Origin of the sequence: Staphylococcus sp. FSL H8-0121, from assembly GCF_038008425.1 — a bacterium.
GTDB classification, from domain to species: Bacteria; Bacillota; Bacilli; order Staphylococcales; family Staphylococcaceae; genus Staphylococcus; species Staphylococcus pasteuri.
Window position 1 is genome coordinate 212,902 of record NZ_JBBOZB010000002.1, and the last position, 24,420, is coordinate 237,321.

General features: G+C 31.8%; 24 protein-coding genes and 1 riboswitch. Of the genes, 9 read left to right on the plus strand and 15 right to left on the minus strand.

Annotation, left to right across the window (positions count from 1 at the left end; genetic code table 11):
• Positions 1 to 873, plus strand: a complete 873-nt coding sequence (locus LFT63_RS06560) for a MurR/RpiR family transcriptional regulator (protein WP_017636462.1) — start codon at positions 1 to 3, stop codon at positions 871 to 873.
• Positions 874 to 1,003: 130 nt separating this feature from the next.
• Here LFT63_RS06560 and LFT63_RS06565 read toward each other — a convergent pair whose 3' ends face one another.
• Positions 1,004 to 2,401: an amino acid permease gene (locus tag LFT63_RS06565; protein WP_107999881.1), complete on the minus strand. Its 1,398-nt coding sequence runs from the start codon at positions 2,399 to 2,401 to the stop codon at positions 1,004 to 1,006.
• A 273-nt stretch (positions 2,402 to 2,674) separates the two neighbouring features.
• Between LFT63_RS06565 and LFT63_RS06570 the strand changes: the two genes are divergently transcribed.
• Both LFT63_RS06570 and LFT63_RS06575 read left to right on the plus strand, forming a co-directional pair.
• Positions 2,675 to 3,028 carry a hypothetical protein gene (locus tag LFT63_RS06570; protein WP_029055818.1) on the plus strand — a complete coding sequence of 118 codons (354 nt, stop codon included), beginning with the start codon at positions 2,675 to 2,677 and terminating at the stop codon, positions 3,026 to 3,028.
• Positions 3,028 to 3,210, plus strand: a complete 183-nt coding sequence (locus LFT63_RS06575) for a hypothetical protein (protein WP_017636465.1) — start codon at positions 3,028 to 3,030, stop codon at positions 3,208 to 3,210. Before LFT63_RS06570 ends, LFT63_RS06575 begins: the two co-directional genes overlap by 1 nt.
• 69 nt (positions 3,211 to 3,279) lie before the next feature.
• Here LFT63_RS06575 and LFT63_RS06580 read toward each other — a convergent pair whose 3' ends face one another.
• From LFT63_RS06580 to LFT63_RS06590, 3 genes are all read right to left on the minus strand, one after another.
• Complete coding sequence (locus LFT63_RS06580) at positions 3,280 to 3,468, minus strand: hypothetical protein (RefSeq protein ID WP_017636466.1); 189 nt, start codon at positions 3,466 to 3,468, stop codon at positions 3,280 to 3,282.
• Positions 3,469 to 3,478: 10 nt separating this feature from the next.
• A complete protein-coding gene (locus LFT63_RS06585; RefSeq protein WP_029055817.1) occupies positions 3,479 to 4,117 on the minus strand; it encodes an HAD family hydrolase in 639 nt (212 codons plus the stop codon).
• A gap of 117 nt (positions 4,118 to 4,234) precedes the next feature.
• On the minus strand, positions 4,235 to 5,161 hold the full coding sequence (locus tag LFT63_RS06590; RefSeq protein ID WP_017636468.1) for a bile acid:sodium symporter family protein: 927 nt from the start codon (positions 5,159 to 5,161) through the stop codon (positions 4,235 to 4,237).
• A gap of 311 nt (positions 5,162 to 5,472) precedes the next feature.
• Here LFT63_RS06590 and LFT63_RS06595 point away from each other — a divergent pair, with 311 nt between their 5' ends.
• Complete coding sequence (locus tag LFT63_RS06595) at positions 5,473 to 6,003, plus strand: hypothetical protein (RefSeq protein WP_017636469.1); 531 nt, start codon at positions 5,473 to 5,475, stop codon at positions 6,001 to 6,003.
• A gap of 61 nt (positions 6,004 to 6,064) precedes the next feature.
• Here LFT63_RS06595 and LFT63_RS06600 read toward each other — a convergent pair whose 3' ends face one another.
• Positions 6,065 to 7,663, minus strand: coding sequence for an alpha-glucoside-specific PTS transporter subunit IIBC (locus LFT63_RS06600; RefSeq protein ID WP_340768396.1), 1,599 nt, complete (start codon positions 7,661 to 7,663; stop codon positions 6,065 to 6,067).
• 208 nt (positions 7,664 to 7,871) lie between these two features.
• Here LFT63_RS06600 and LFT63_RS06605 point away from each other — a divergent pair, with 208 nt between their 5' ends.
• On the plus strand, positions 7,872 to 8,633 hold the full coding sequence (locus LFT63_RS06605; RefSeq protein WP_017636471.1) for a MurR/RpiR family transcriptional regulator: 762 nt from the start codon (positions 7,872 to 7,874) through the stop codon (positions 8,631 to 8,633).
• Between the two features lie 57 nt (positions 8,634 to 8,690).
• Here LFT63_RS06605 and LFT63_RS06610 read toward each other — a convergent pair whose 3' ends face one another.
• The 8 genes from LFT63_RS06610 to hutU all read right to left on the minus strand — a co-directional run bounded on the left by LFT63_RS06610 (position 8,691) and on the right by hutU (position 18,166).
• Positions 8,691 to 9,203, minus strand: coding sequence for an SRPBCC family protein (locus LFT63_RS06610; protein ID WP_017636472.1), 513 nt, complete (start codon positions 9,201 to 9,203; stop codon positions 8,691 to 8,693).
• Between the two features lie 246 nt (positions 9,204 to 9,449).
• A complete protein-coding gene (locus tag LFT63_RS06615) occupies positions 9,450 to 10,742 on the minus strand; it encodes a Na+/H+ antiporter NhaC family protein (protein WP_340768398.1) in 1,293 nt (430 codons plus the stop codon).
• Positions 10,743 to 10,823: 81 nt separating this feature from the next.
• A riboswitch (SAM riboswitch) is annotated at positions 10,824 to 10,921 on the minus strand.
• A 53-nt stretch (positions 10,922 to 10,974) separates the two neighbouring features.
• Positions 10,975 to 11,547 carry a hypothetical protein gene (locus tag LFT63_RS06620; RefSeq protein ID WP_029055815.1) on the minus strand — a complete coding sequence of 191 codons (573 nt, stop codon included), beginning with the start codon at positions 11,545 to 11,547 and terminating at the stop codon, positions 10,975 to 10,977.
• Positions 11,548 to 11,806: 259 nt separating this feature from the next.
• Positions 11,807 to 12,688 carry an SDR family oxidoreductase gene (locus LFT63_RS06625; protein ID WP_340768405.1) on the minus strand — a complete coding sequence of 294 codons (882 nt, stop codon included), beginning with the start codon at positions 12,686 to 12,688 and terminating at the stop codon, positions 11,807 to 11,809.
• A gap of 149 nt (positions 12,689 to 12,837) precedes the next feature.
• Complete coding sequence (locus LFT63_RS06630; RefSeq protein ID WP_340768407.1) at positions 12,838 to 13,959, minus strand: amidohydrolase; 1,122 nt, start codon at positions 13,957 to 13,959, stop codon at positions 12,838 to 12,840.
• Positions 13,952 to 15,133 carry a SulP family inorganic anion transporter gene (locus LFT63_RS06635; RefSeq protein ID WP_029055812.1) on the minus strand — a complete coding sequence of 394 codons (1,182 nt, stop codon included), beginning with the start codon at positions 15,131 to 15,133 and terminating at the stop codon, positions 13,952 to 13,954. Before LFT63_RS06635 ends, LFT63_RS06630 begins: the two co-directional genes overlap by 8 nt.
• 136 nt (positions 15,134 to 15,269) lie before the next feature.
• Positions 15,270 to 16,505, minus strand: coding sequence for an imidazolonepropionase (gene hutI / locus LFT63_RS06640; RefSeq protein WP_029055811.1), 1,236 nt, complete (start codon positions 16,503 to 16,505; stop codon positions 15,270 to 15,272).
• On the minus strand, positions 16,505 to 18,166 hold the full coding sequence (hutU, locus tag LFT63_RS06645) for a urocanate hydratase (protein WP_046467112.1): 1,662 nt from the start codon (positions 18,164 to 18,166) through the stop codon (positions 16,505 to 16,507). Before hutU ends, hutI begins: the two co-directional genes overlap by 1 nt.
• A 212-nt stretch (positions 18,167 to 18,378) precedes the next feature.
• Between hutU and LFT63_RS06650 the strand changes: the two genes are divergently transcribed.
• A complete protein-coding gene (locus LFT63_RS06650) occupies positions 18,379 to 19,248 on the plus strand; it encodes a LysR family transcriptional regulator (protein WP_017636481.1) in 870 nt (289 codons plus the stop codon).
• Here the strand turns inward: LFT63_RS06650 and hutG are convergent.
• On the minus strand, positions 19,243 to 20,178 hold the full coding sequence (hutG, locus tag LFT63_RS06655; RefSeq protein ID WP_017636482.1) for a formimidoylglutamase: 936 nt from the start codon (positions 20,176 to 20,178) through the stop codon (positions 19,243 to 19,245). The genes LFT63_RS06650 and hutG overlap by 6 nt on opposite strands.
• Before the next feature lie 235 nt (positions 20,179 to 20,413).
• Between hutG and LFT63_RS06660 the strand changes: the two genes are divergently transcribed.
• Both LFT63_RS06660 and LFT63_RS06665 read left to right on the plus strand, forming a co-directional pair.
• Positions 20,414 to 21,529 carry a CPBP family intramembrane glutamic endopeptidase gene (locus LFT63_RS06660; RefSeq protein ID WP_017636483.1) on the plus strand — a complete coding sequence of 372 codons (1,116 nt, stop codon included), beginning with the start codon at positions 20,414 to 20,416 and terminating at the stop codon, positions 21,527 to 21,529.
• A gap of 126 nt (positions 21,530 to 21,655) precedes the next feature.
• Positions 21,656 to 22,795, plus strand: coding sequence for an FAD-dependent oxidoreductase (locus tag LFT63_RS06665; RefSeq protein ID WP_029055809.1), 1,140 nt, complete (start codon positions 21,656 to 21,658; stop codon positions 22,793 to 22,795).
• 85 nt (positions 22,796 to 22,880) lie between these two features.
• Here the strand turns inward: LFT63_RS06665 and LFT63_RS06670 are convergent, their stop codons facing one another.
• Positions 22,881 to 23,570 carry a ribose 5-phosphate isomerase A gene (locus LFT63_RS06670; RefSeq protein WP_029055808.1) on the minus strand — a complete coding sequence of 230 codons (690 nt, stop codon included), beginning with the start codon at positions 23,568 to 23,570 and terminating at the stop codon, positions 22,881 to 22,883.
• 168 nt (positions 23,571 to 23,738) lie between these two features.
• Here LFT63_RS06670 and LFT63_RS06675 point away from each other — a divergent pair, with 168 nt between their 5' ends.
• Positions 23,739 to 24,398, plus strand: coding sequence for an MOSC domain-containing protein (locus LFT63_RS06675; protein WP_340768414.1), 660 nt, complete (start codon positions 23,739 to 23,741; stop codon positions 24,396 to 24,398).
• Positions 24,399 to 24,420 lie beyond the last annotated feature (22 nt).

Genomic DNA, 24,420 nt, shown 5'->3' on the forward strand with positions numbered 1-24,420 from the left:
ATGACGAACATTTTATATGAAATAGATAACCAGTATCCCTATTTAACAAAAAACGAGAAAAAAATAGCAAATTATATTCAAAATGCACCACACGAAGTCATAAAGATGAATTCTCAAGATCTTGCACAAGAACTTGATACGAGTCCATCATCTATTATCCGATTTAGTAAAAAATTGGTAGATGGTGGTTTTCAAGAATTAAAAATCGAACTATCAAAGTACATGCCTAAAGAAACAACTGTTTATAATGTTGAATTAGTTGATAATGAAAGCACCTCATCACTTAAAAAGAAGATGCTTGCTCGTGCAAATGGTGCATTAACTAAAGCAAATAATAATCTGAACGATAAAACCGTAGATCTCATTTGCGATCAATTCAAACATTCTAATAGAATATTCATTTATGGATATGGTGCATCTTTTGTCGTAGCGACCGACTTATATCAAAAGCTTTCACGGATTGGTATGAATGCACAACTTGCACAAGAAACACATATTTTCACTACGATGCTTGCTTCTTGTGATAGTCGAGATTGCGTTATTTTTATCACAAACAATGGAACACAAAGTGAAATGCAATCTATTGCTAAAGTAGTTGAAGATTATCATATTCCAATTGTGACAATAACTAGTTCACCCAACAATACCATTTCTCAAATGTCAGATATCGTACTAGATTATGGTGAAACTGATGAAAATGAAATGCGCATGGGCGCTACAACATCTTTATTAGCACAAATGTTTACGATTGATGTTCTTTATTATCGATATATTGCTTTAAACTATCAATCTTCTTTAGACTTTATTACACAATCTAAAATGGCATTAGATAATTATAGAAAGCATCTTTCTAATATTGACTTTAAGCATTAATTAAATAGGATTAAGTTTAGACTAAAATATTGTCTAAGCTCAATCCTATTGTTAATTATATACATTTCAAATATAGAAAAGCAGCACTAACGCAAGTTTAATGACGTTAATGCTGCTTTTTAAATTGATTTTATTTTAATGAATTATCTTTTTTTAAATTTTTCTCTGCTTTATTATATCTAATAAAGTAATAAATAGTTACAGCAGTTAAGAATACGATACCAATTACTACTGATACTACAGTTTCTTTATTAAATAACATACCGATTAAAACAATAATTAGAAACGCTATTGTTAAGTAACTTGCAACTATACCACCTGGCATTTTAAATGGATGGTTTTTAGTTTCACCAGGATGTAATTTTCTAAAACGAATATGACTGATTAAAATCATAAACCAAGGAATCATACCAGGTAAAATTGAAGCACTATACACATATACAAATATACTATCTGCACCTTTAATAAACAGTGGTAAAATAACGTTTAATAAAGCTCCAATTAAGATTCCTATAGAAATTGCTAATACCGTATAAATTGGTACACCATTTTTCATAACTTTAGTAAAAATCTTAGGTAGTTGACCTTTACGTGCTAATGTATAAATCATACGACTCGCACTAAAGATTCCTGAGTTACAACCAGACATTGCTGCTGTTAATACTACAAAGTTAATTAAACCAGCTGCGAATGTGATACCGACTTTAGCAAATGTTGCTACAAACGGACTTCCGATGCTTCCTAACTCATCCCATGGATAAACTGTAACGATAACAAAGATGGCACCAAGATAAAAAATAAGTATACGCCAGATAACACCGTTAACTGCTTTTACAATATTTTTATGTGGATCTTTAGTTTCACCTGCTGAAATACCAATTAATTCAACACCTTGATATGAACCTATAACGATTGATAGTGCAAAGAAGAAACCGACTATACCATTTGGCATAAATCCACCATGTGACCATAAGTTAGAAAAACCAACTGGATGTCCACCATTACCTAAGCCAAATAATATTAAACCAAAACCTGCTATAATCATTAAAACAATTGTTATAACTTTAATTAAAGCGAACCAAAATTCAAATTCTCCAAAGGCTTTTACTGATACTAAGTTAGCAGCTGCTAATAATAAAATAGCTATAACCCCTGGAATCCATTGAGGTAAATTCGGGAACCAATAATTCATATATTCTCCGACAGCTATAACTTCACTCATACCTACGACTACCCACTGGAATATATTACTCCATGCTGTCATATATCCAGCTGCTGGGTGTATGTAATCACTAGCAAATGTAGCAAAAGAACCAGTTGTTGGATTAATATAAATCATTTCTCCCATAGCACGCATGATTAAAAATAAAAATATACCCGCAATTAAATACGCAAATATTACTGACGGTCCTGTCCATTTGATTGTACTTGTTGCTCCCATAAACAAGCCAACACCAATCGTACCGCCTAGTGCAATCATCTGCATTTGACGTGCACTTAATCCCCTTTGTAATTCGTTATTCTCCATGTTAATAACACACCTCTTTTTTACTAGGATAAAATAATAATAAACTTATTGATGCAATTATACTATAAAATGACAAAATTGAAACAATATTTTAACAATTTATTGAAATCGCTTACAAAACTATTATGACAGTCTTTTGCAAACCCGCAATTTTACTGTATTTGCAATAATTAATTAATTTCAACTTTTTTAAAAATTCCTTTAAAGAGATTTACTTTATGGTTCATTTTAGGTTTATGATATACTTTTCATATATTTATTAAGGAGTACATTATGAGTAAAACATTAATTCAAAAAGCATTAAAAATATCAATCATATTTTTAATTATCTTTTTCTTACTCAATTATTTTTCTGTTAAAAACCCAAATCTACTACCATTAATTGGTAAGTCACTACTGGCAGCAATTGTTTTCTTTATCATATATGTAGTTGCGTTTACCATTTTAAATTCTCCTGAGAGAAAAATGAAATTTGGAACTACTTTGCCAATAGCCATTATTATTGGATTAATTATTGGTGCCATGATTTCACATATAAAAATAGGCGTTTTAATAGGGATTGTAGTGGGTATTATCGCAGGATTTATTTGGGAATATATTGAAAATAGGAACGGAGGACAAAGTTAATGTCTGTCATTATTGGCGTAATTATTCTTATCTTATTAATTATTAGTTTAATACCAAATTATAACGCTTTAAAATTAGCTAAGTCTCAAGGTCAAAAAACCACTCGTTTTGCTATTATGGTTGGTATTGATGCGATATTAATTGTATTGATTTTAGTTACCTTGTTATTAAAAATTATGTAATGAAATATTTTAATCAGTAAAAATCCGCTTCAAACTGAGTAAGATCTACTCATAATTGAAGCGGATTTTTTATAATCTACCTTGTAATAATAAGAAATATCCAATTGTCGCTAATATTAAATATATCATCGTACCAACAAGAAAAGATCGCACATGTATGTGTAAAGGAATACGTTTATTAAACATAGGACCTAATATCAAGTTTCCAATACCGATAATGATAGGTCCAGCTATGAAAAACAGGATAGTATAAAACATACCATACCTCCTATTTACGACTAAAGAAGCGCTGAACAATATTATCGAAATCAATATCTTTAGCTACATAATTAACAGTAGAAAAGTCTTGTTCTTCAGTCATAACATTTGTATTTACAATAACATCCAAACCGGCACTATTTGCAGCCGTTGCACCATTTACTGAATCCTCAATCGCTAAGCAGTTTGTCGGATTATAATTTAGTTGTTGTACTGCTGTTAAATAAGGTTCCGGATTGGGCTTAACATTTTCAACATCTTCTCTACCTACTATCACTTCTATATATTTATCTAAACCTAGTTTATGAAATGTAGGTAATATATCTTCTCTATGACTACTAGTCGCAATTGCCATCGGTATATGGCGTTGCTTTAAATATTCCATTAATTGTTGAATCGTTTCTATTATTGGTAAATGTCCACTTGTATCATTATGTTCTTTATAAATAGCTGCTTTTTTCTCTGGGCCAATAAGTGCTTCAAGATAATTATGAAGTTCAGTTGCTGCCCCACCTATTGATCTTCTATAAAATTCTAAAGTAATTGGTGATTCATTATGTTTAGTTAAATGTTTATTAATGACATCAAAAAGATGTTTTTCTGTATCGATTATAGTTCCATCAAAATCAAAAACAACTGCTCTATACATATGCGTACTCCTTTATCTTTTTATAATAAAAATTAAATCTCAATGTCTCATATTTTAACATAATCTAGATACTATCTTAGTTAAAAATGGGATTTAATCTTCAGATAAATGAGTCAATTAAATATCTTTACTTCTAGAAGACCAATATTTTGCAAGAATAGGTCCTGAAATATTATGAACTAAGCTAAATACAGCCCCTGGCACAGCAGCTAAAGGACTAAAATGAACTGTTGCAAGTGATACTGCTAAACCAGAATTTTGCATACCTACTTCTATCGCTACGGCTTTTTTATCTTTATAATCCATTCGGAATACTTTAGCTAATACATAACCGATTGTATAACCAAGAATATTGTGTAAGATAACAACTACAAAAATTAACAATCCTGTTTTCAAAATTTGTGTTTTACTACCTGCGACTACAGCTGCCAAAATAAGAGAAATGGCAATAACAGAAATTAATGGTAATGCTGTAGCTGTCTTTTGAGCAAAACGTCTTGCTACCTTTTGGAATACAAATCCTATAATAATTGGAATCAATACTACTTGAACGACTGACCATAACATACTGGCAAATGAGACCTTCAACCATTCATGTGCAAAAATATAGATTAATGCTGGTGTAACAAAAGGCGCAATTAAAGTTGATACACTCGTTATCGCTACAGATAATGCTACATTTGCTTTAGCTAAATAACTCATTACATTACTAGATGTTCCACCTGGACAGCATCCAACTAAAATCACACCTATGGCAATTTCAGGAGGTAATTGAAAGCCTTTAGCAATAAGAAATGCTAAGGTAGGCATAATCGTAAACTGTAAAATAACGCCAATAATGACAGGTTTTGGTGATTGTAAAACAATTTTAAAGTCTTTAGGATCTATAGTCATCCCCATTCCTAACATAACAATCCCAAGCAGGTATGGTACGAAACCACCTAATATTGAGATGTGTGAAGGAAAAATAAATCCAAGCACAGCAGCAAATAACATCCAAAATATAAATGTTTTTGTCGCAAATTGACTGATTCGATTTAACATATAAACACACCCTTAATAGTTAATAATGACAAATATTATCATAACTATTTATAATGGACAATGTTATTTTCAGAATTTTCTTATATTTTAAGTTATTTACGGTCCCTGTAATTAGATTTTAATAAAGTCCTTTAATCCATGATTCTCATAGTATTGACTAATGAAATATTCTTTTTTTACTAGTCTTCATTCAAAAGTCCTAGTGAATATCAAAAAGAAGCATGGTACAATCATTTTAAAGCAACAAAAACTATTACCCTACTTAACAATAAATTTCTAAACCATGAATGTTAGCAATCGGGAGGCATAACATGTTGATAGACAAATTTGAAACTTACATTATAAATATCGCAGATTTAAAATCTCGATCATCTCGCAAATCATTATCAAAGCTATGTAAGCAGATTAAATTTTGCGAATCCTTTCAATATCAAATATTTAAACAACAAGGTATGTATGCTTTAGAAGTGAGCTTACCAAAACAACAATTACCTTATTTTATTAGCTTTTTAAGTTTTCATAATTTCACTATTTATCAAATATTATCACCAAAACAACTTGATGAACTACTTGATTCAGATCATTTATATCAATCAGCTAAACGATTTGAACTATCTATTGACGGATTACAAGATGCTTTTATTAAAGACAAAGTGATAGATATAATGAATATGTTTATGAATCATTATGATATTAGCTATACATTAAATAAAAATTGTGCAAGTATCATTTGTCCACCTGAAGTTTTTTCTAAATTATTACATACAGTAGCAACACGTAATATAGATATCCTATCAGCTGGTTATAAATCTAAAATGATTCATAAAGCTAGAATTTCCTAATTCAATTAACTATAAAAGGGATTCCAAAACGATATATTTTGGAATCCCTTATTTTTATTTATTATTTATCATTTTCATCATAAACCAGATGTTCAAACGATTCTCTAACCTGTGGTACAGACATTCCTACTACCACTTGAACACTTTTACCACTTTTAACTAGACCGTGAGCCATTTGATTATGTGTAAAATAACTACTATCTTCTACTTTATTTTCATCTTTCACAGTTAAACGTAATCGAGTTGTACAGTTAGTCACATCTTTAATGTTCTCTTTACCGCCTAAACCATCTAAATAATATGCTGCTTTATCATCATACTCATTCCCAGTTGACGTATGTTTTGTAGCATCTTCTTGTCCTTTTTTCTCTTTATAATCTTGTTTAGAGAATAGTTTAACTTCTTCTTCATTTTTGCGTCGTCCAGGTAATGGAATATCAAATTTTAATATTAAGAATCTGAATAAAACATAATATATACCTACGAATATAAGTCCTATTACCACTTGAATCACATACGTCATCCAGTGTTCTTTACCAAGTGGTATCCAGTTAGTAGCTAAGAAATCTAGGACGCCACCACCCATGTTACCAACTAAACCGAAACCGTACATAATTGTATCCATTGTTGCAGCTAACAATGCGTGTAATACGAATAAGAATGGTGCGATAAATAAGAATGTAAATTCTAAAGGTTCAGTAATACCTGCTACAACAGCTGTTAATGTTACAGGTATTAATAAAGCTGCTACTTTTTTACGGTTTTCTTTAGGTGTTGTTGAATACATAGCTAATGCAATACCTAAACAACCAAATACTTTACCATTTCCTTGTAGCATAAAGCCATATGGAAATTGTTCTTTTAATGGTTTACTGCTTTCGGCAAATTGATTTAAATGTTGTAACCATTCCGCTTTAAGTCCATGATTCACGACTACTGGTCCAACTTCAATTGGTGCATAAATAAAGTGATGTAAGCCAGTAGGTATTAATACCCTTTCTAAGAAGTGGTATAACCATACTCCTACATAGCCTGAACCAATAATAAAATGTTGGATAGATGCAATACCATTTTGAATAGTTGGCCATACTACGCAAGTAATTGCAGCAACAGGTAACATCACAAAGAAAGAAATCGTTACTACAAATGTTAGACCTTGGAACACACCTAACATTTCTGGTAAACGTTTACTATAGTAGCGATTATGTATCCAAGTAATGATCCCTGAAATGATAATACCACCTAAAATATTAGTATCTAATGTCTCGATACCCGCTATTGCTTTTAATCCAGTAACATTTTCTACACCTTTTTCCAAGTTAGCACCAAATGTATGTGGCCACTGCGTTAATATCGCATTGATAAATGTATTAAACATTAAATAGCCCATTAATGCTGCTAGTGCGGCATGACCTGGTGCTTTTTTAGCTAATGATAGTGGTAATCCTACTACAAATACGATTTCCATATGATTGAAAATAACCCAACCACCAGATTCTATCACTGACCAAAATTTAAACCAAAACGTATGTTGATCTGCTAAACCACCCATTATAGTAGGATTTTTAAATAAAGTTGCAAATCCAAGGACAATACCAAAGAAAGCAAACATTAATACCGGCACAATCATTGCGCTACCAAATCGTTTGATTGCATTCATTATAATAACCTCCACATCCCAATGTCGTTTTATTCGTATCAAACCTCGTATTTATAAACAAGGTGTCACCGAAATATCTTATATCTAATATATAGTAAACGCTTACATACTCTCAATGTCATTGACGAATTTTGAAAGTATTTTGTATAATCAGATTATGTTTTCATATGATGAAAATTTTTTCAACATTAATAAACGAGGTGTCATCATGATTTTAGATGAACGAGTTAATATGAATTTTAATCAACTTAATGACAACGATTTGCAAATTGCACATTTCGTTAATAACCATATAGATTTATGTAAAAATTTAAAAATACAAGACTTATCTCAACACACACATGCATCTAATGCGACTATTCACCGCTTCACGCGTAAATTGGGGTTTGATGGTTATAGTGATTTCAAATCATTTTTGAAGTTTGAAAGTGAAAAGAAAAATCAGTTACCATCTGACTCTATTGAATCTTTTAGACAAGAAATTGAAAATACATTTAGTTATTTAGATAGAATTGATTATGAGTTATTAACAAATAAAATGAACGAGGCTGGAACAATATACTTATATGGTACAGGGCGAGCACAAATGAATGTGGCTGAAGAAGCACAACGTATCTTATTAACTATGCACAAAAATATTATTATTCTCCATGATGTTCATGAATTAAAGATGGTTTTAAACAAGACAGTGCCTCAAGACTTGTTCTTTATCATTTCCTTATCAGGCGAAACATTTCAACTGAAAGAAGTAACTCAGCTATTAAAATTACGCCAAAAATACTTTATATCAGTAACAACGATGAAAGATAATACATTAGCCCAGCAAGCCGATTATAATGTTTATGTATCTAGTAATACTTTTTATTTAAATGATGGCACTGATTATTCTAGTTTTATCAGTTATCATATTTTCTTTGAAACATTACTTCGAAAATATAATGAACGTAAGGAAAAAGAAGAACTCAAATAAAAAACGCAAGCATCGGTAACCTAAATGTTTAGGTTAAACCAATTTGCTTGCGTCTTTTTAATTATTTTTTTGTTCTTCAATTTCTTCTAATACAGTATTCATTTTATCAAACATTAATTCGAAACCATGTGCTGTAGAGTCATGATATTCTTTCTTTTTCTGTTTGTACTCAAGATTAGTCAATCTTCTTTCACGTTCAATATAAGATTGGTAATAGAAAAACATTTGTGTGCCACCTGATTCACGTTCGAAGAATTCAACTTCAATAATATCTTCTTCGTTACTTAATCCAGGCATACCAATAGTCATTTTGACAAATTCATCCATCACTAATTCTTCATAAGTACCTTCAATAATATTTTGCTTACCATTTCTACTATCTACAATGCGGTACTTACCACCTTCTTGAACGTCAGCTTCAAATGATTTATTCGTACGTTTAGACGTCATAAACCATTGTTTTAAAATATCTTCTTTTGTCCAAGCTTCATAAATAGTTTCAGGTGAATATTTAAATAAACGTTCAATATCAATTTCTACATATTCATTTTCCACATTATACTTTGCCACTATATGTCACCTACTTTCACTCTTATTTCTATTCTAACGTATTTACTCAAACTTCCAAACATTTATCCTTAAAAATGCTTAATCTTTGATACATTTAATCTAATTTACCATTAAACCCTATTATTTAAACATCTCTATTATAGAAACTAAGGATAACATTATTTTCATAACAACCATTTAAAAAATCCGAGACTTAGTTCAGTCTCAGATTTATATTAAAATATGATTCATTAGTCAACATTTACGCTATCGCTTTTTTAATTTTGGATAACCTAAGATGATTGCTATTAATCCACAAATACCTAACATAATCGGATAAATACTATAAGGTACTAGTAAAAATGGTGAGATGCCTGCTACTCCAGCTGCTGAGATTACTTGTGGACTGTAAGGTAATAATCCTTGGAAGCAACCGCCAAATATATCTAATATACTTGCTGATTTACGTGGATCAACATCATATTCATCAGCAATATTTTTGGCTAATGGTCCTGACATAATAATTGAAATCGTATTATTAGCAGTTGATATATCTGCAACACTGACTAAACTAGCAATACCTAATTCCGCGCCTCGTTTAGATCTTACTCTGCCTCTAACGAAATTGAGCAACCAATCAATCCCGCCATTATGTTGTATAAGACCGACTAAACCACCAATAAGTAAAGCAATCATTGCAATATCTTCCATTCCGATAATACCTTTGGATACTGCGTTTAATAAACCTTTCCATCCGAAAGAGCCGTCGATAAGGCCAATCATTCCAGATAAGACTGTACCGCCAATCAGTACAATAATAACATTAACGCCCACTAGTGCTAATATCAGTACAAGTAAGTACGGCATGACTTTAACTAATTGGAAATCATAACTTTTAGAATGATCCATAGAAATTCCATTCGTTAATAAAAATAGAATAATAATTGTTAAAATCGCACCTGGTAATACAATTCTAAAATTGACTTTAAATTTATCTTTCATCTTTGTATGTTGTGTACGTACGGCTGCGATCGTTGTATCTGAAATCATAGAAAGATTATCTCCGAACATCGCACCGCCAACTACCGTAGCCATTGCTAAGGCTGCTGATACGTCAGTAGCTTGTGCAAAACCAAATCCAACAGGTGCAATCGCTGCAACTGTTCCAACTGAAGTACCCATAGAAATAGAAACAAACATACAAATGATAAATAAACCTACAATGATTAAGTTTTCAGGAATAAGTGACAAACCAAGATTAACAGTTGAACTCACGCCTCCCATTTTCTCTGTAGTCGTTGAGAAAGCGCCTGCCAAAATAAATATAAGCATCATCAAAATAATATTTGAATGTCCTGCGCCTTTAGTAAACACTTCAACTTTTGTAGCAAATTTTTCTTTACGATTCATTAACAAAGCTACGATAACAGTTATTGTAATCGCTACATTTAAAGGCATAGTGGTAAAATCTCCTGATATAATACCTACACCTAAAAATAACAACATAAATAATAATAAAGGAAATAACGCCCAAGCATTACCCTTCTTAGTTTTTTTCATAATTAGACCTACTTCCTATATTAATAAAAAATACCTCTTTTCTAATTATTTAAGAAAAGAGGTTTGCCTTCAATTACTATCCCCTTATCTTCAAACCTCAATTGGTTTCTGGAATTGGCACATTATTATATGTTGCCGAAGCTTCATAGGGCCAGTCCCTCCACTTCTCTAGATAAGTGATTTGCATTTAAATTTTACGTTACAAGATAATTCCAATAACGTCAATCATAAATTATAATTTCGTCGTAAAGTATTTATCATAGATAATTAATCCTATTGCTACTAATAATAGTAATCCAACGGCTATACCAAAGACAATCCACCATTTTAGATAAAGTGAGATTATCATAGCTATAATAGAAATAATGGTAACGATTATGGCTACTATTTTAAGTTGACGTTCAAGTTTTTCAGAAATGACTTTATACTCATGATTAGATTTTTTTAACGTTTGTTCATCGATTTTCAATTTAGTTTCTAAAAAGTAAATGAATGAAGATGCTAATAATAATAGTAAAAACCCAATCCAAGGGTTTGCGCTTTGTAATAAAGCTACTGAAGCAAAACCTATATAAAAAATCCCTGCAATACAACCTAATAATCGATCTATGATTGGACTAATCCATATCTTGTTATGTTTAATATTTCGATTTACAAAATATAAATTCTTCAATATATTGGTAATAACGAATATTGGTACTACTAAAAAGAAAAACCATTTAAATGATGGGAAGAATGGAATAAAACTTATACCTATAACTAATGCAATAAAAGGAATTAATCTAATGATTTGGTCTTTATTCATATAGTGTGCTCCTTTATATTTAAAAGATATTTATACAACTAACTAATCACTTTCCCCTATTATTTCTGATTACTGTAATTAAAGTTAAAGCACTTTACATAATTTTATTATTTATTTTGTATTATAATTATACATTATTCGTATTTAATTTCCAAATTCATTTTGAACTTATTTAATTTAAAATAAATATGAGACATAAAAAAGTCGATAAAGTATCTCTACTTCATCGACTTAAATTTCAATTATCCATTTAAAATTTCTAATCTATTTGAATGCCGCCTGTGACACCAAATACTTGTCCAGTTGTATAACTAGATTCTTCTGCAGCTAGTAAAACATAAGTACCAGATAATTCAACTGGTTGACCTGCTCTACCTAATGGGGTTTGTTGACCAAATTCAGGAATATTAGATTGTGGTTGGCCTCCTGTAATTTGTAATGGAGACCAGAATGGACCAGGTGCGACGCAGTTAACTCGGATACCTTTAGGACCAAGCTCTTCAGATAAACTTTTAGTTAGTGAAATAATCGCTGCTTTTGAAGCGGCATAGTCGTGTAATATTGGGCTTGGATTATATCCTTGTACAGATGATGTTGTAGTAATTGATGCACCTGGTTGTAAATAATCAAGTGCTTTTTGCACTGTCCAAAAGATTGGGTATACGTTAGTTTCAAATGTTTCTGCGAATGATTGTGTATCAAATCCTTTAATGTCATCATGATATTGTTGATGACCTGCCACTAAAGTTACATTATCCAATCCACCTAATTGTTCATAGGCTTCTGCGACCATGTCATAGTTAAATTGTTCATTTCTAACATCACCAGGGATAAGCACTGCTTGTTGTCCTGCTTCTTCAATGACGTGTTTAACTTCTTGTGCATCTTTCTCTTCACTTGGAAGATAATTAATTGCGACATCTGCACCTTCTTTAGCATAGGCTATAGCTGCTGCACGTCCAATAGCTGAGTCGCCACCTTTGACTAACACTTTAAATCCTTTTAATCTGTCATGACCTATATATAATGTTTCACCATAATCTGGCTCTGGTGTTAAATCACTTTGCAAACCAGGAAGTGATTGTTCTTGTTTTTCATATTCATTTGTTTTAAATTTATTTCTTGGATCTTGTGCTGACATTTTAAAATCATCTCCTAATATCTATATGTTCTGTTTATACCCAAGTATATCTACTCTCTAATCATTTTTAATTTTTCTAAAATTTAATTTAATAAAAAACACAGTTACTACTGATTTCTTTTAAAAATACAATAGCAACTGTATTAACTTTATTGATTTAGTAATTTTTTAACTAATTCTACAAAATATGAAGGAACCTTTTCCAATATACGTTCATCCGGATCAAATAGAGGGTGATGTAAATCATATTTACTATTTGAACCAATAAATGCAAATACACCAGGATAACTTTCAGTGTAGCCTGAGAAATCTTCTCCGATTGTCAGTGGCAAGTCCATAATTGAAACATTATAACCAACTGTTTCTGCCACTTCAATTGCGGTCTCTGTTAACTGATTATCATTAATGACAGTACCAGGCAATCTAGTATAATGACATTCTACTTCTATATTAAATGTCTTCGCTAAGCCACTCGCTATATCTTTCATTCTTTGTTCAATATAATCTCGATGTTCAGGTTTAAATGACCGCACAGTTCCTTGTACATATGCATGATCTGCAATAACATTCCATGTATTCCCACATGAAATTTCTCCTATAGTGACAACTACGCTATCAAACGCAGAAAGATTTCTACTTACAATTGTTTGTAGACTATTGATAAGCTGTCCTAATGCTACAGTTGGATCATTTCCTTGTTCAGGTTTAGCAGCATGTGCCCCTTTACCTTTAATTTTAAATTCAAATCGGTCGACAGCAGAAGTAATTGCTCCTTTTTTAATAGCAAATTCGCCTATATCCATTGTAGGATAATTATGAAAACCTAAGACCGCTTTGACTCCATCTAATGCTCCTGTTTTAACTATTTTTCGAGCACCATAACCTAATTCTTCAGCAGGTTGAAATATAATTCTTACACGGCCATTTAATTCATTTTCTTGTGCTTTTAATTGAGTTGCCACACCTAAAATACTAGCCATATGTATATCATGACCACAAGCGTGCATAACGCCTTCATTAGTAGAGGTAAATTCATGTTCTACTTGTTCATCAATTGGTAGCGCATCTATATCAGTTCTGACAGCTATTAATTGATCGCCTTTACCTACTTCAGCAACTAATCCAGTATCTAAAGGTAAATCTAATATGGTAATGTGGTGTGCTTCTAAAATACGTTTAAGTCGTTGTGTCGTTTCATATTCCTTTTCTGATAGTTCCGGAAATTGGTGAAAAGTCCTTCTCCAATTCACATAATCAGTATAATTAGTCATTTGTAACATCCCCCTTCTTAAAGAGATAAAATATTATATAATAAATAATCGTGCCCACTATTACACCTATAGCTAAATTATTAGTCATAAGAATAAGTATGATAGTTAATAACATAATACTACTATGCATAATCGGCGCTTCTTTAATATGACTCACCGTTCGTCTGTCGAATGTATTAAGAGAAACTGTTACTAATACTACAGCTAGCACTACCATTGGAATTAAGCCAACTATTGGCCCTAATAACACCATACATAATACTAATAAAATACCAGTCATTAATGTAGATAACCGAGTTGTTGCGCCCATTTTATAATTAAATTTAGATTGTCCTACTAATCCACTAGAACCATAACCCCCGACAATTCCTACGATAATGTTAGAAATTCCTTGTCCTCTTATTTCTTTATCTTTATTAGATGTTGTGTTACTGATTGCATCCATCATATTAGCAGTTAAATTAGTTTGAATGACTGAAATCACTGACATCGTAAATGCATACTTAAATATAATCAACCAATCAAAAATTGTCATTGATGAATTTAGGGTTGTTAATTGTGGCATTTTAAATTTAATATTAGCTAAATCGTGAACATACTGTAAATGTGGGTGAATTACTGACGTTAATAGCGTAATGATGATAATAGCCACTAATGGTGCAGGTATGGTTTGAATCCATTTTCCAGATAGATAAATCACTATAAAGGTTAAACACGCAACGATATATGTAGATAATGACACACCGAATATATATTTAATTTGAGTAGTTAACAGTAATATCCCCAATGCATTCATAAAGCCAATGACTACTGTTCTAGGGATATAATTAAGCAATTTATCTATATGACAAAAGCTATATATAATTAATAGGATACCCATCATTATTGTTGCTAAAAATAAATAATGTGTGCCATATTGATTAACTAAAGGTGCACCTATAATAGATATGCCACTACTTGGCCCTGAAACCATTGCAATTCTTTTTCCCAGTATACTCATTAAGCACATCATTAACCCACAACTCATTAATCCAATTGAAGGTGGAACATGAACAATAAAAGAAAATGCTATAGTTACAGGTAATAAAGCTAACCCCATTAAAATACCGGAAGGTATGTTTTGTCGATATTGGCCTTGCCATTGTTTTAAGTATTGCGTTCGTACCAACATCATGTGTAGCCAACTCCTTATAAATTCATGTTAACACAATTGTCAAACTATTCTAATAAATGTACATTTTTTCTCTTATATATAAAAAGAACCGTGTCTTCATATCGACACGGTTCCACATGGTTAAATTATGAATGAATTAATCTAATGAAAATTCGTTATCAACAATGACTCTACCATCTTTGATAACTTTTTGTGCATGGTTAATACCAAAGTGATAAGGAATATATTCGTGGTTAGGTGCATTCCAAATAACGATATTGGCTTTGTCACCTTCATTAATTGTACCTGCATCTAAATCAATCGCTTTTGCTGCATTAACTGTAACAGCATTCCAAACTTCATTTGGAGATAGTTTTAATTTTAATGCAGCAATCGCCATAGCTAATTGTAAGTTATTCGTTACACTACTACCTGGATTGTAATCGGTTGCAATAGCAATTGCACCGTTATTATCTAACATGCCTCTTGCATCAGCATAGTCATTTTTATCTAAATAAAATGTTGTAGCTGGTAATAGTACTGCTACTGTATCACTATTTTTTAATTTTGCTTTACCTTCAGCGCTTGAAGCAACAAGGTGATCTGCAGAAATGGCATTTTCATCAATTGCTAATTCTAAGCCACCTAATGGGTCTATTTCATCAGCATGAATTTTCACTTTGAATCCTGCTTCTTTAGCTTTTTGCATATAATGTCTAGATTCTTCAACTGAGAATACACCTGTTTCACAGAAGATATCTGCAAAATCAGCATATTCCTTAACTTCTGGAAGTAATTCAATCATTTCATTTAAGAATGCTTCATTTGATTCTGCTTCCTCAGGTACTGCATGTGGTCCTAAGAAAGTATGTTTCATATCTAATCCATATTTCTCAGCTAAACGATTAGATACTCTTAATTGTTTAAGTTCATTTTCTTTATCTAAACCATAACCACTTTTACTTTCAACACCTAATACACCATGTTGAACCATAGTTAATAAGTCATGTTCTGCTTTTTTGAATAAGTCATCTTCGCTAATTTCACGTGTAGCTTTTACTGTTGAAAGAATGCCACCGCCAGATTCTAATATTTCTAAATAAGATTTCCCTTGACGTTTAAGTGACATTTCGTGTTCTCTTGAGCCACCGAATATTAAATGCGTATGTGCATCAATTAAGGATGGAGATACTACTTTACCAGTAGCATCTATGATTTGTTCTGCTTCATATTTATCTGTATAAGGGCCAGAATAAACAATCTTTCCATCTTTTACTACAACTGTACCATTTTCAATAACATCTAATTCATCAAGTTCTGCACCTTTTAATGGACGATCAGTAGATTTTGGTAAAATAAGTTCTTTGATATTTTGAATAATTAAATCATTCATTATTTATCCTCCGTTTCATCGATCATAGGAATTTTGATGCCTTTGTCTTTCGCAGTTTGAATTGCGATATCATAACCAGCATCTGCGTGTCTCACTACTCCCATACCCGGATCTGTAGTTAATACACGTCCTAAACGACGATCTGCACGTTCTGAACCATCAGCTACAACAACCATACCAGCGTGTAGAGAATAACCCATACCTACACCGCCACCGTGATGGAATGAAATCCAAGAACCACCAGCTGCAGTGTTAATTAAGGCATTTAATACCGCCCAGTCACCAACTGCGTCACTGCCATCTCTCATACCTTCTGTTTCACGGTTTGGACTAGCTACTGAACCTGAATCTAAGTGATCTCGACCGATAACGATTGGTGCTGAAATTTCACCGTCACGAACTAATTTGTTTAGTGCTAATCCCATTTTCGCACGTTCTTCATAGCCTAACCAAGCAATTCTTGATGGTAAGCCTTGATAAGCAATTTTTTCTTCAGCTAAATCTAACCAACGAATTAATTTTTCATTGTCTGGGAATAATTTTCTCATTTCTTCATCTGCACGTTCGATATCTTTTGGATCTCCACTTAATGCAGCAAAACGGAATGGTCCTTTACCTTCACAGAATAATGGTCTAATGTATGCTGGCACAAATCCTGGGAAGTTAAATGCATTTTCTACACCATTGTCGTAAGCAACTTGACGGATATTATTACCATAGTCAAATGCTACTGCACCTTGTTTTTGGAATTCTAACATTAATTCTACATGTTTAGCCATTGAGTCTTTAGATAATTCAACGTATTTCTTAGGATCTTCTTTACGTAATTGTTTAGCTTCTTCTACTGAATAACCTTGAGGTACATAACCATTTAATGGGTCATGTGCACTTGTTTGGTCAGTAATGATATCAATTTTGAATCCTTTGTCTAAAATAGCTTTGTGTAAATCTACTGCATTACCAACTAGACCGATTGATAAAGCTTCCCCTTTTTGTCTAGCATCTTCAGCTAATTTTAATGCTTCATCTAAATCTTTAGTTTTTACATCACAATATTTTGTTTCTACACGTTTATCAACACGTGTTTCATCGACTTCAACACAAATTGCCACACCATTATTCATTGTTACAGCAAGAGGTTGAGCGCCGCCCATACCGCCTAATCCTGCAGTTAATGTCACTGTACCAGTTAAATCACTGTTATATTCTTGGTTACCAAGTTCTGCGAAAGTTTCATATGTTCCTTGAACAATACCTTGTGAACCAATATAAATCCAACTGCCTGCAGTCATTTGTCCATACATAATTAAACCTTTTTTATCTAATTCATGGAAGTGATCCCAGTTTGCCCATTTAGGTACTAAAACTGAATTTGAGATTAACACACGCGGTGCTTCTTCATGAGTTTTAAATACTGCTACTGGTTTACCAGATTGTACGAGCATTGTTTCATCTGCTTCTAAGTCTCTTAATGTATTTTCGATTGCTTCAAATGCTTTCCAGTTACGTGCCGCTTTACCGATACCTCCATAAACAACAAGTTCTTCAGGATGTTCAGCTACCTCTGGATCTAAATTATTATAAAGCATTCGTAATACCGCTTCTTGTTCCCAACCTTTACACTCGATATCTAAACCTTTTTTTGCATGAATTTCTCTCATTACTATCTCTCCCATCCGAAATAATATCTATAAATTCAAAGTTTTTAATATGTACACTTATAGAATAACCTAAATAATCAAATAATTTAGACTATTGAACATGTACTAAATTAAGTTCTTACACGCCCATTATATTATGCTAAAATATAGATAACAAATATAAATAAACTAATTATTTATAGATATAAACTATAACTAACTGGAGATGACTTATGAAAATTATTCAATTAGAGTACTTTTTAGCCGTTGTTAAATATAATAGTTTTACAAAAGCTGCCAATTTTTTACATATTAGCCAGCCCTCTTTAACAGCTGCTATTAAAAAGATGGAATCAGATTTAGGCTATGATTTATTCATGCGCACAACAAAGGATATTAAAATAACCGAAAAAGGTATTCAATTCTATAAATATGCGGAACAATTAGTTCAACAATATCGATCAACAATAGAAAAGATGTATGATTTAAATATTTCATCTGAACCGAGAATTAAAATTGGTATTTTAGAATCAACAAGCCAATGGATGGCAAATGTTATTCACGCTCATCATACTCAATATCCAAATCAACAATATCGTATTAATGAGGTACATGATCAACATCAATCAATTGAGCAACTTATTAACTTTGATGTGCATTTTGCTTTAACAAATGAAGAAATTAGGCACCAAGATATTACTTCAATTGCACTTTACAAAGAATCCTATATTTTACTAACACCTAAAGATGCTTTTCCTAAACAAAAGACAATTCAACTAGATAATCTACCTTTAATATTACCTAATAAAAGCTCACAAGTTCGTAAACATTTAGATGATTATTTTAATAGAATGAGTATACATCCTAATATTATTATGGAATCTGATCGTTTTGAGTCAGCTACTAATTTTGTACATTTAGGTATAGGATATGCTGTTATTCCACGATTTTATTATCAATCGTTTAATACTAGTAATTTAGACTATATTAAAATACGTCCTAATTTAGGTCGCAAAATTTATATCAACTATTTAAAAAAGAGAAAGCACTCTGAACAAGTACTTTCTCTCATCGAACAATGTATTGAATATTGGAATTTATAATAAGAAATGGTGTACTAAGTTAGCAATCAGTTTCGCAGTTCTATTATCTTGATCATACTTAGGATTCATTTCTGCGATACTAACTGATTTAACCTTATCACTTGGTACAATACGTTTAGCTAATTCAAAAACTGTGTGTGGATAGATACCTAATACTGCTGATGCGCTGACACCTGGTGCAAAGGCACTATCTACAACATCCATACAAATTGTAAACATAATCACGTCATGATCATGAATAAAGCGTTCAATCATATCTTTAATTGGTGGGGATACTTGATGTAGCAATTCATCAGCATAAACAAATGAAATGCCTTTTTCCTCTGCGTAGTCAAATAACCCTTGTGTATTGCCACCTTGAGATATACCTAGAACCATATAGTCGGCATTATCATCTTGTTCAAGAATCTGTCTAAAACTAGTTCCTGACGTTGATTCTCCTTCATCACGTGTATCAAAATGGGCATCAATATTAATAACACCAATGGATTGATTAGGATAAACTTTTCTAGTAGCTAAATATTGAGCATAAGCAATATCATGGCCGCCACCTAGAAGAAATGTTTGTTTGTGATTGTGAATAGATTTCGCTGCTAACTCTGCAAATTCTTTTTGTGTATCAATTAGTTGTTCGTTATCGTGCTCTACATTTCCGTAATCAACAATTTGTTCACATTGATTTAAATCTGGTAATCCTGCAAATGATTGTTTAATCGCATTAGGGCCTTCTTTAGCTCCAACTCGACCTTTATTTAGTTCTACGCCTTTATCAACGGCATAGCCTAACATACCTACACCTTTTTGTTCATTACTATACTCCACATTTCTTAAATCATTAAATTGAATCGTTTGAAAATGTCTAAATTGTTTAGAATCTGTTTCACTATCAAGTCTTCCTGTCCATAAGCTTGGTTCGGCTTGTTGATACATTGCTCTTCCCCCTTGATTTCATTCACTAACATTATATTTTAAGTATAACTTTAGCTTATTTTTTATTCAATGTAGTTATTTTATTCCCGATTCACTGAAATTTAATTACGTTTATAATTCATTCCTATTACATTTTGATGATAATTGAAATAGACAATTTATCTAACATCTTATAACATGTATAATTGTAAATAAAAATAATAATTGCTTGTTTCCGTAATGGAGGTTACATAAAATGAAAAACAATCGAATTTCTGGGTTTCAATGGGCAATGACAATATTCGTATTTTTTGTCATTACGATGGCCTTATTCGTAATACTTAGAGATTTTCAATCGGCAATTGGAGTAAAAAGATTTGTCTTCGATATTACTGATCTTTCTCCTTTTATCGCTGCAATCATATGTCTACTCGTCTTTAGATATAAAAAAGATCAGATGGCGAGTTTAAAACTATCATTGAGCCTTAAAGTTGTGGAGCGTATATTACTCGCTTTAATCATACCTTTATTTATATTTATCATAGGTATGTTCTGTTTCAACACGTTTGCAGATAGTTTCATACTTTTACAGGCATCAGATTTATCAGTTTCAATAACTGCTATTATAATTGGCCATTTAATTATGGCATTTGTAGTAGAATTTGGTTTTCGTTCATATTTACAACATATTGTAGAAGTTAAAATGAATACTTTCTTTGCAAGTATCGTAGTTGGTATCATTTACTCAATCTTCAATGCCAATACTACATATGGAATAGAGTTTGCTGGTTATCATTTCTTATATACATTCGCATTCTCTATGATTGTAGGTGAATTGATTCGCGCAACTAAAGGTAGAACAATTTATATAGCTACTATTTTCCATGCTGCTATGTCATTTGGTTTAGTATTCTTGTTCAGTGAAGAAGTTGGTGACTTATTCTCTATGAAAGTCATCGCATTGGCTACTACTGCAGTAGGTTTAATCTATATTATTTTAAGCTTAATTATACGTGCCATCTTCTATAAAAAGACAAAACAAAGTTTAGACGAAGTTGAACCTAATAATTATTTAGATCACGTTAATGACCATTCTAATGATAGTGAAACTAATAATGAAAATAATCATAATGATATTCAAGAAGATGACGCATCTGATTCTCGTAAACATGATCAATCCTCTGATAATGAACAACATTCTAAAACGTCTATTGATGATGAACAAGAACATGACAATGATTCTTCTGATTATTTAAGAGAACATACTTCTTATAAACAAACACGCCGTTCATCACGTCGTTCATCAGTTGTATCTGAAGCACAGGATGAAATCAAGGACTCTGAAAATTCTAGCCCTAATAACAAATACTAATTATATTAAACTCGTCTTATTCAATTTATTGAATGGATGAGTTTTTTGTTTTAAATATAGATATTTGGGGGTAAACTCTTTCAGTAATAATTTAATTATAACTATGAGTTTAAAAGGAGTAATACAATGAATATAAAAGCTAGTAACAACCCTATTACAATTATCGGTGGTGGCATTGGTGGGCTGACTTTAGCTAGAGTGCTATATGTAAATGGTATTCCTGCTAAAGTTTATGAATCTGATGCCTCTCGTGATGCAAGAACTCAAGGTGGACAATTAGATATACATGAATATAATGGACAAGTTGCCTTAGAAAAAGCTAACTTATTGGACGAATTCCAATCAATTATACAAAAAGGCGCTGATGCCTCTCGCATCGTTAACCATAATGGTGACATACTTTTAGATTTACCGGATGATGAATCAAATGGACGACCTGAAGTATTACGTGGTGATTTAAGAGATATATTAATAGACTCATTGCCACATGATATGATTGTTTGGAATAAAAAAGTGGATCATGTTGAAAAATTGGATAATACACAATATAAAGTGGTATTTAGAGATGAGACATCTGTAACTACAGACAAACTTATTGGTGCTGACGGTGCTTGGTCTAAAGTTCGTAACATCTTAACAGATATTAAACCATATTATTCAGGTTATACATTTATTGAAACATATCTATATGATGTAGATAATCAATATCCTAAGACTGCTCAAAAAGTAGGAAAAGGTGCAATGTATGCTTTATCACCTAGTAAAGGTATTGTTGCACATAGAGAAGCAGGAGATATCCTTCACACATATGTACAAATGAAATGTGATAGTGAATGGATCGATAGTATAGACTTTGCAAATGGTGAAATAGCGACAAAAACAATTGCTGCAGAATTTGAAGGTTGGTCACCAGAAATAACTGCCTTAATTACTGAAGCGGATAGTTCAATTACACCTCGTAAAATTAATGCGTTACCTGATACACATCGTTGGGAACGTCAATCAGGGGTTACTTTAATTGGTGATGCTGCACACCTAATGGCTCCTTCTGGGGAGGGTGCTAATTTAGCCATGTTAGATGGAGCTGAGTTAGCGGAATTGATAGCTGAACATAGTAATAATTTTGATAAAGCAATCGAATTATATGAAGCAAAAATGTTCCCAAGAAGTGAAGCCGAAGCAAAAGAATCTCATGAATTATTAGATATTTGTCTTGGAGAGAATAGTCCTCAAAGTTTAGTTGATTTATTCAAAAGTGCTCAATAAGAATAAAATTTAGAAAAATAGCCTTAAGATGTTCTAACAAACACCTTAAGGCTATTATCTATATAATATAAAAGTAAAAATTTTATTATTGACGGTACATCTTTTTAACACCTTGTTGTGTGCCTATAATGGCTTCGTCAGTAATATCAAGGAAATAACCTGTTTCTAGCACACCCGTAAGATGTATTAAAAACTCATGCATTTCATAAGGGTCAATCCCTTTTGGTAAGGCACAGTCTAAAATATAGTTACCATTGTCTGTAGTTACCGGCACATCTTCAGTAACACGACGTTGCACGATTACTCCCTCAATCGTTTCTATTTTTCTAGCAACCTGATACCAATTAAATTTATCTACTTCTACTGGTAATTTAAATGTTTCTCCTAAATAATTGACTACTTTATTTTCATCAGCAATGACCACAAAACGGTCTGCCATTTCATCAATGACCTTTTCTCTAAATAAGGCACCGCCACCGCCTTTAATTAAGTTGAGGTTTGGATCGACTTCATCTGCCCCATCAATAGCTAAATCGATTTTTTCAACATCATTTACATCAACAATTTCAATATTTAGTTCTTTAGCTAAAAAAGCAGTCTTATTTGAAGTACAAACACCTTTGATGTCGTAATTCTTTTCTTCAACAAGTTGTGCTATTTTAGGAACTAACAATTCAATTGTACTACCTGTACCAATTCCTAGTGTCATACCGTCTTCAATTTGATTCAAAACATCATTCAATGTCATCATTTTAAGTTGTTTTACATCATTCATTACGTCATGAGCCTCTTTTCTAAATCGTTTACATTTCCTATTTTACATGACTTTTTTGATTTAACATACCTTATTTATCGTTTAATTTTTAATATATTTTAAAATTTTACATAAAAGCCTTGAGATATAGTAAACTATCATTTAAATACTTTAAGAGGGAGGATAGAAATGATACCTGTTTACGCTATTTCAACTGGGAAAATAGAATCGCTACAATATAAAGACTCAAAACCAATGCAATCAGCTATTAATAAGCGCCCTTTCGAAGGAGATATGTGGTTATCTAAACTAGGTTTTGTTGATGATGAACAAGCCTATAAAGACCACGGTGGACCAGATAAAGCAGTCTGTTGCTTTAGTAAATCAAACTATGACATGTATAAAGATGATTTAGAAAAACTGCCTGATTATGCAATGTTTGGGGAAAACTTAACTATTATAAATTTAGATGAAAATGAAGTTTATTTTGGTAATCAATATCGTTTGGGTGAAGCAATTATAGAAGTATCGGAAATCAGAGAACCTTGTTGGAAAATACAAGCAAAATATGGTTTACCCAATTTAGTGAAGCGCATGTCTAAATCAGGAAAAACAGGATTTTATTGTCGCATAATTAAAGAAGGATCTGTCAGTCAAAATCAACATTTAGTATTAATTAAAGAAGCAGACCCGAAGACTCAATTATCGGTTCAAGAATTAAACGATATTTATTATAATGACAGAAAAAATACTAAGAGAATTTCACAGGCTTTAAAAAATCCATATTTATCTATGAAAAGATATGAAAAATTAGAAAAGATGTACCAACGTGCAACAAAATCATCATAATTAAAATACTTTCTAAGTATAA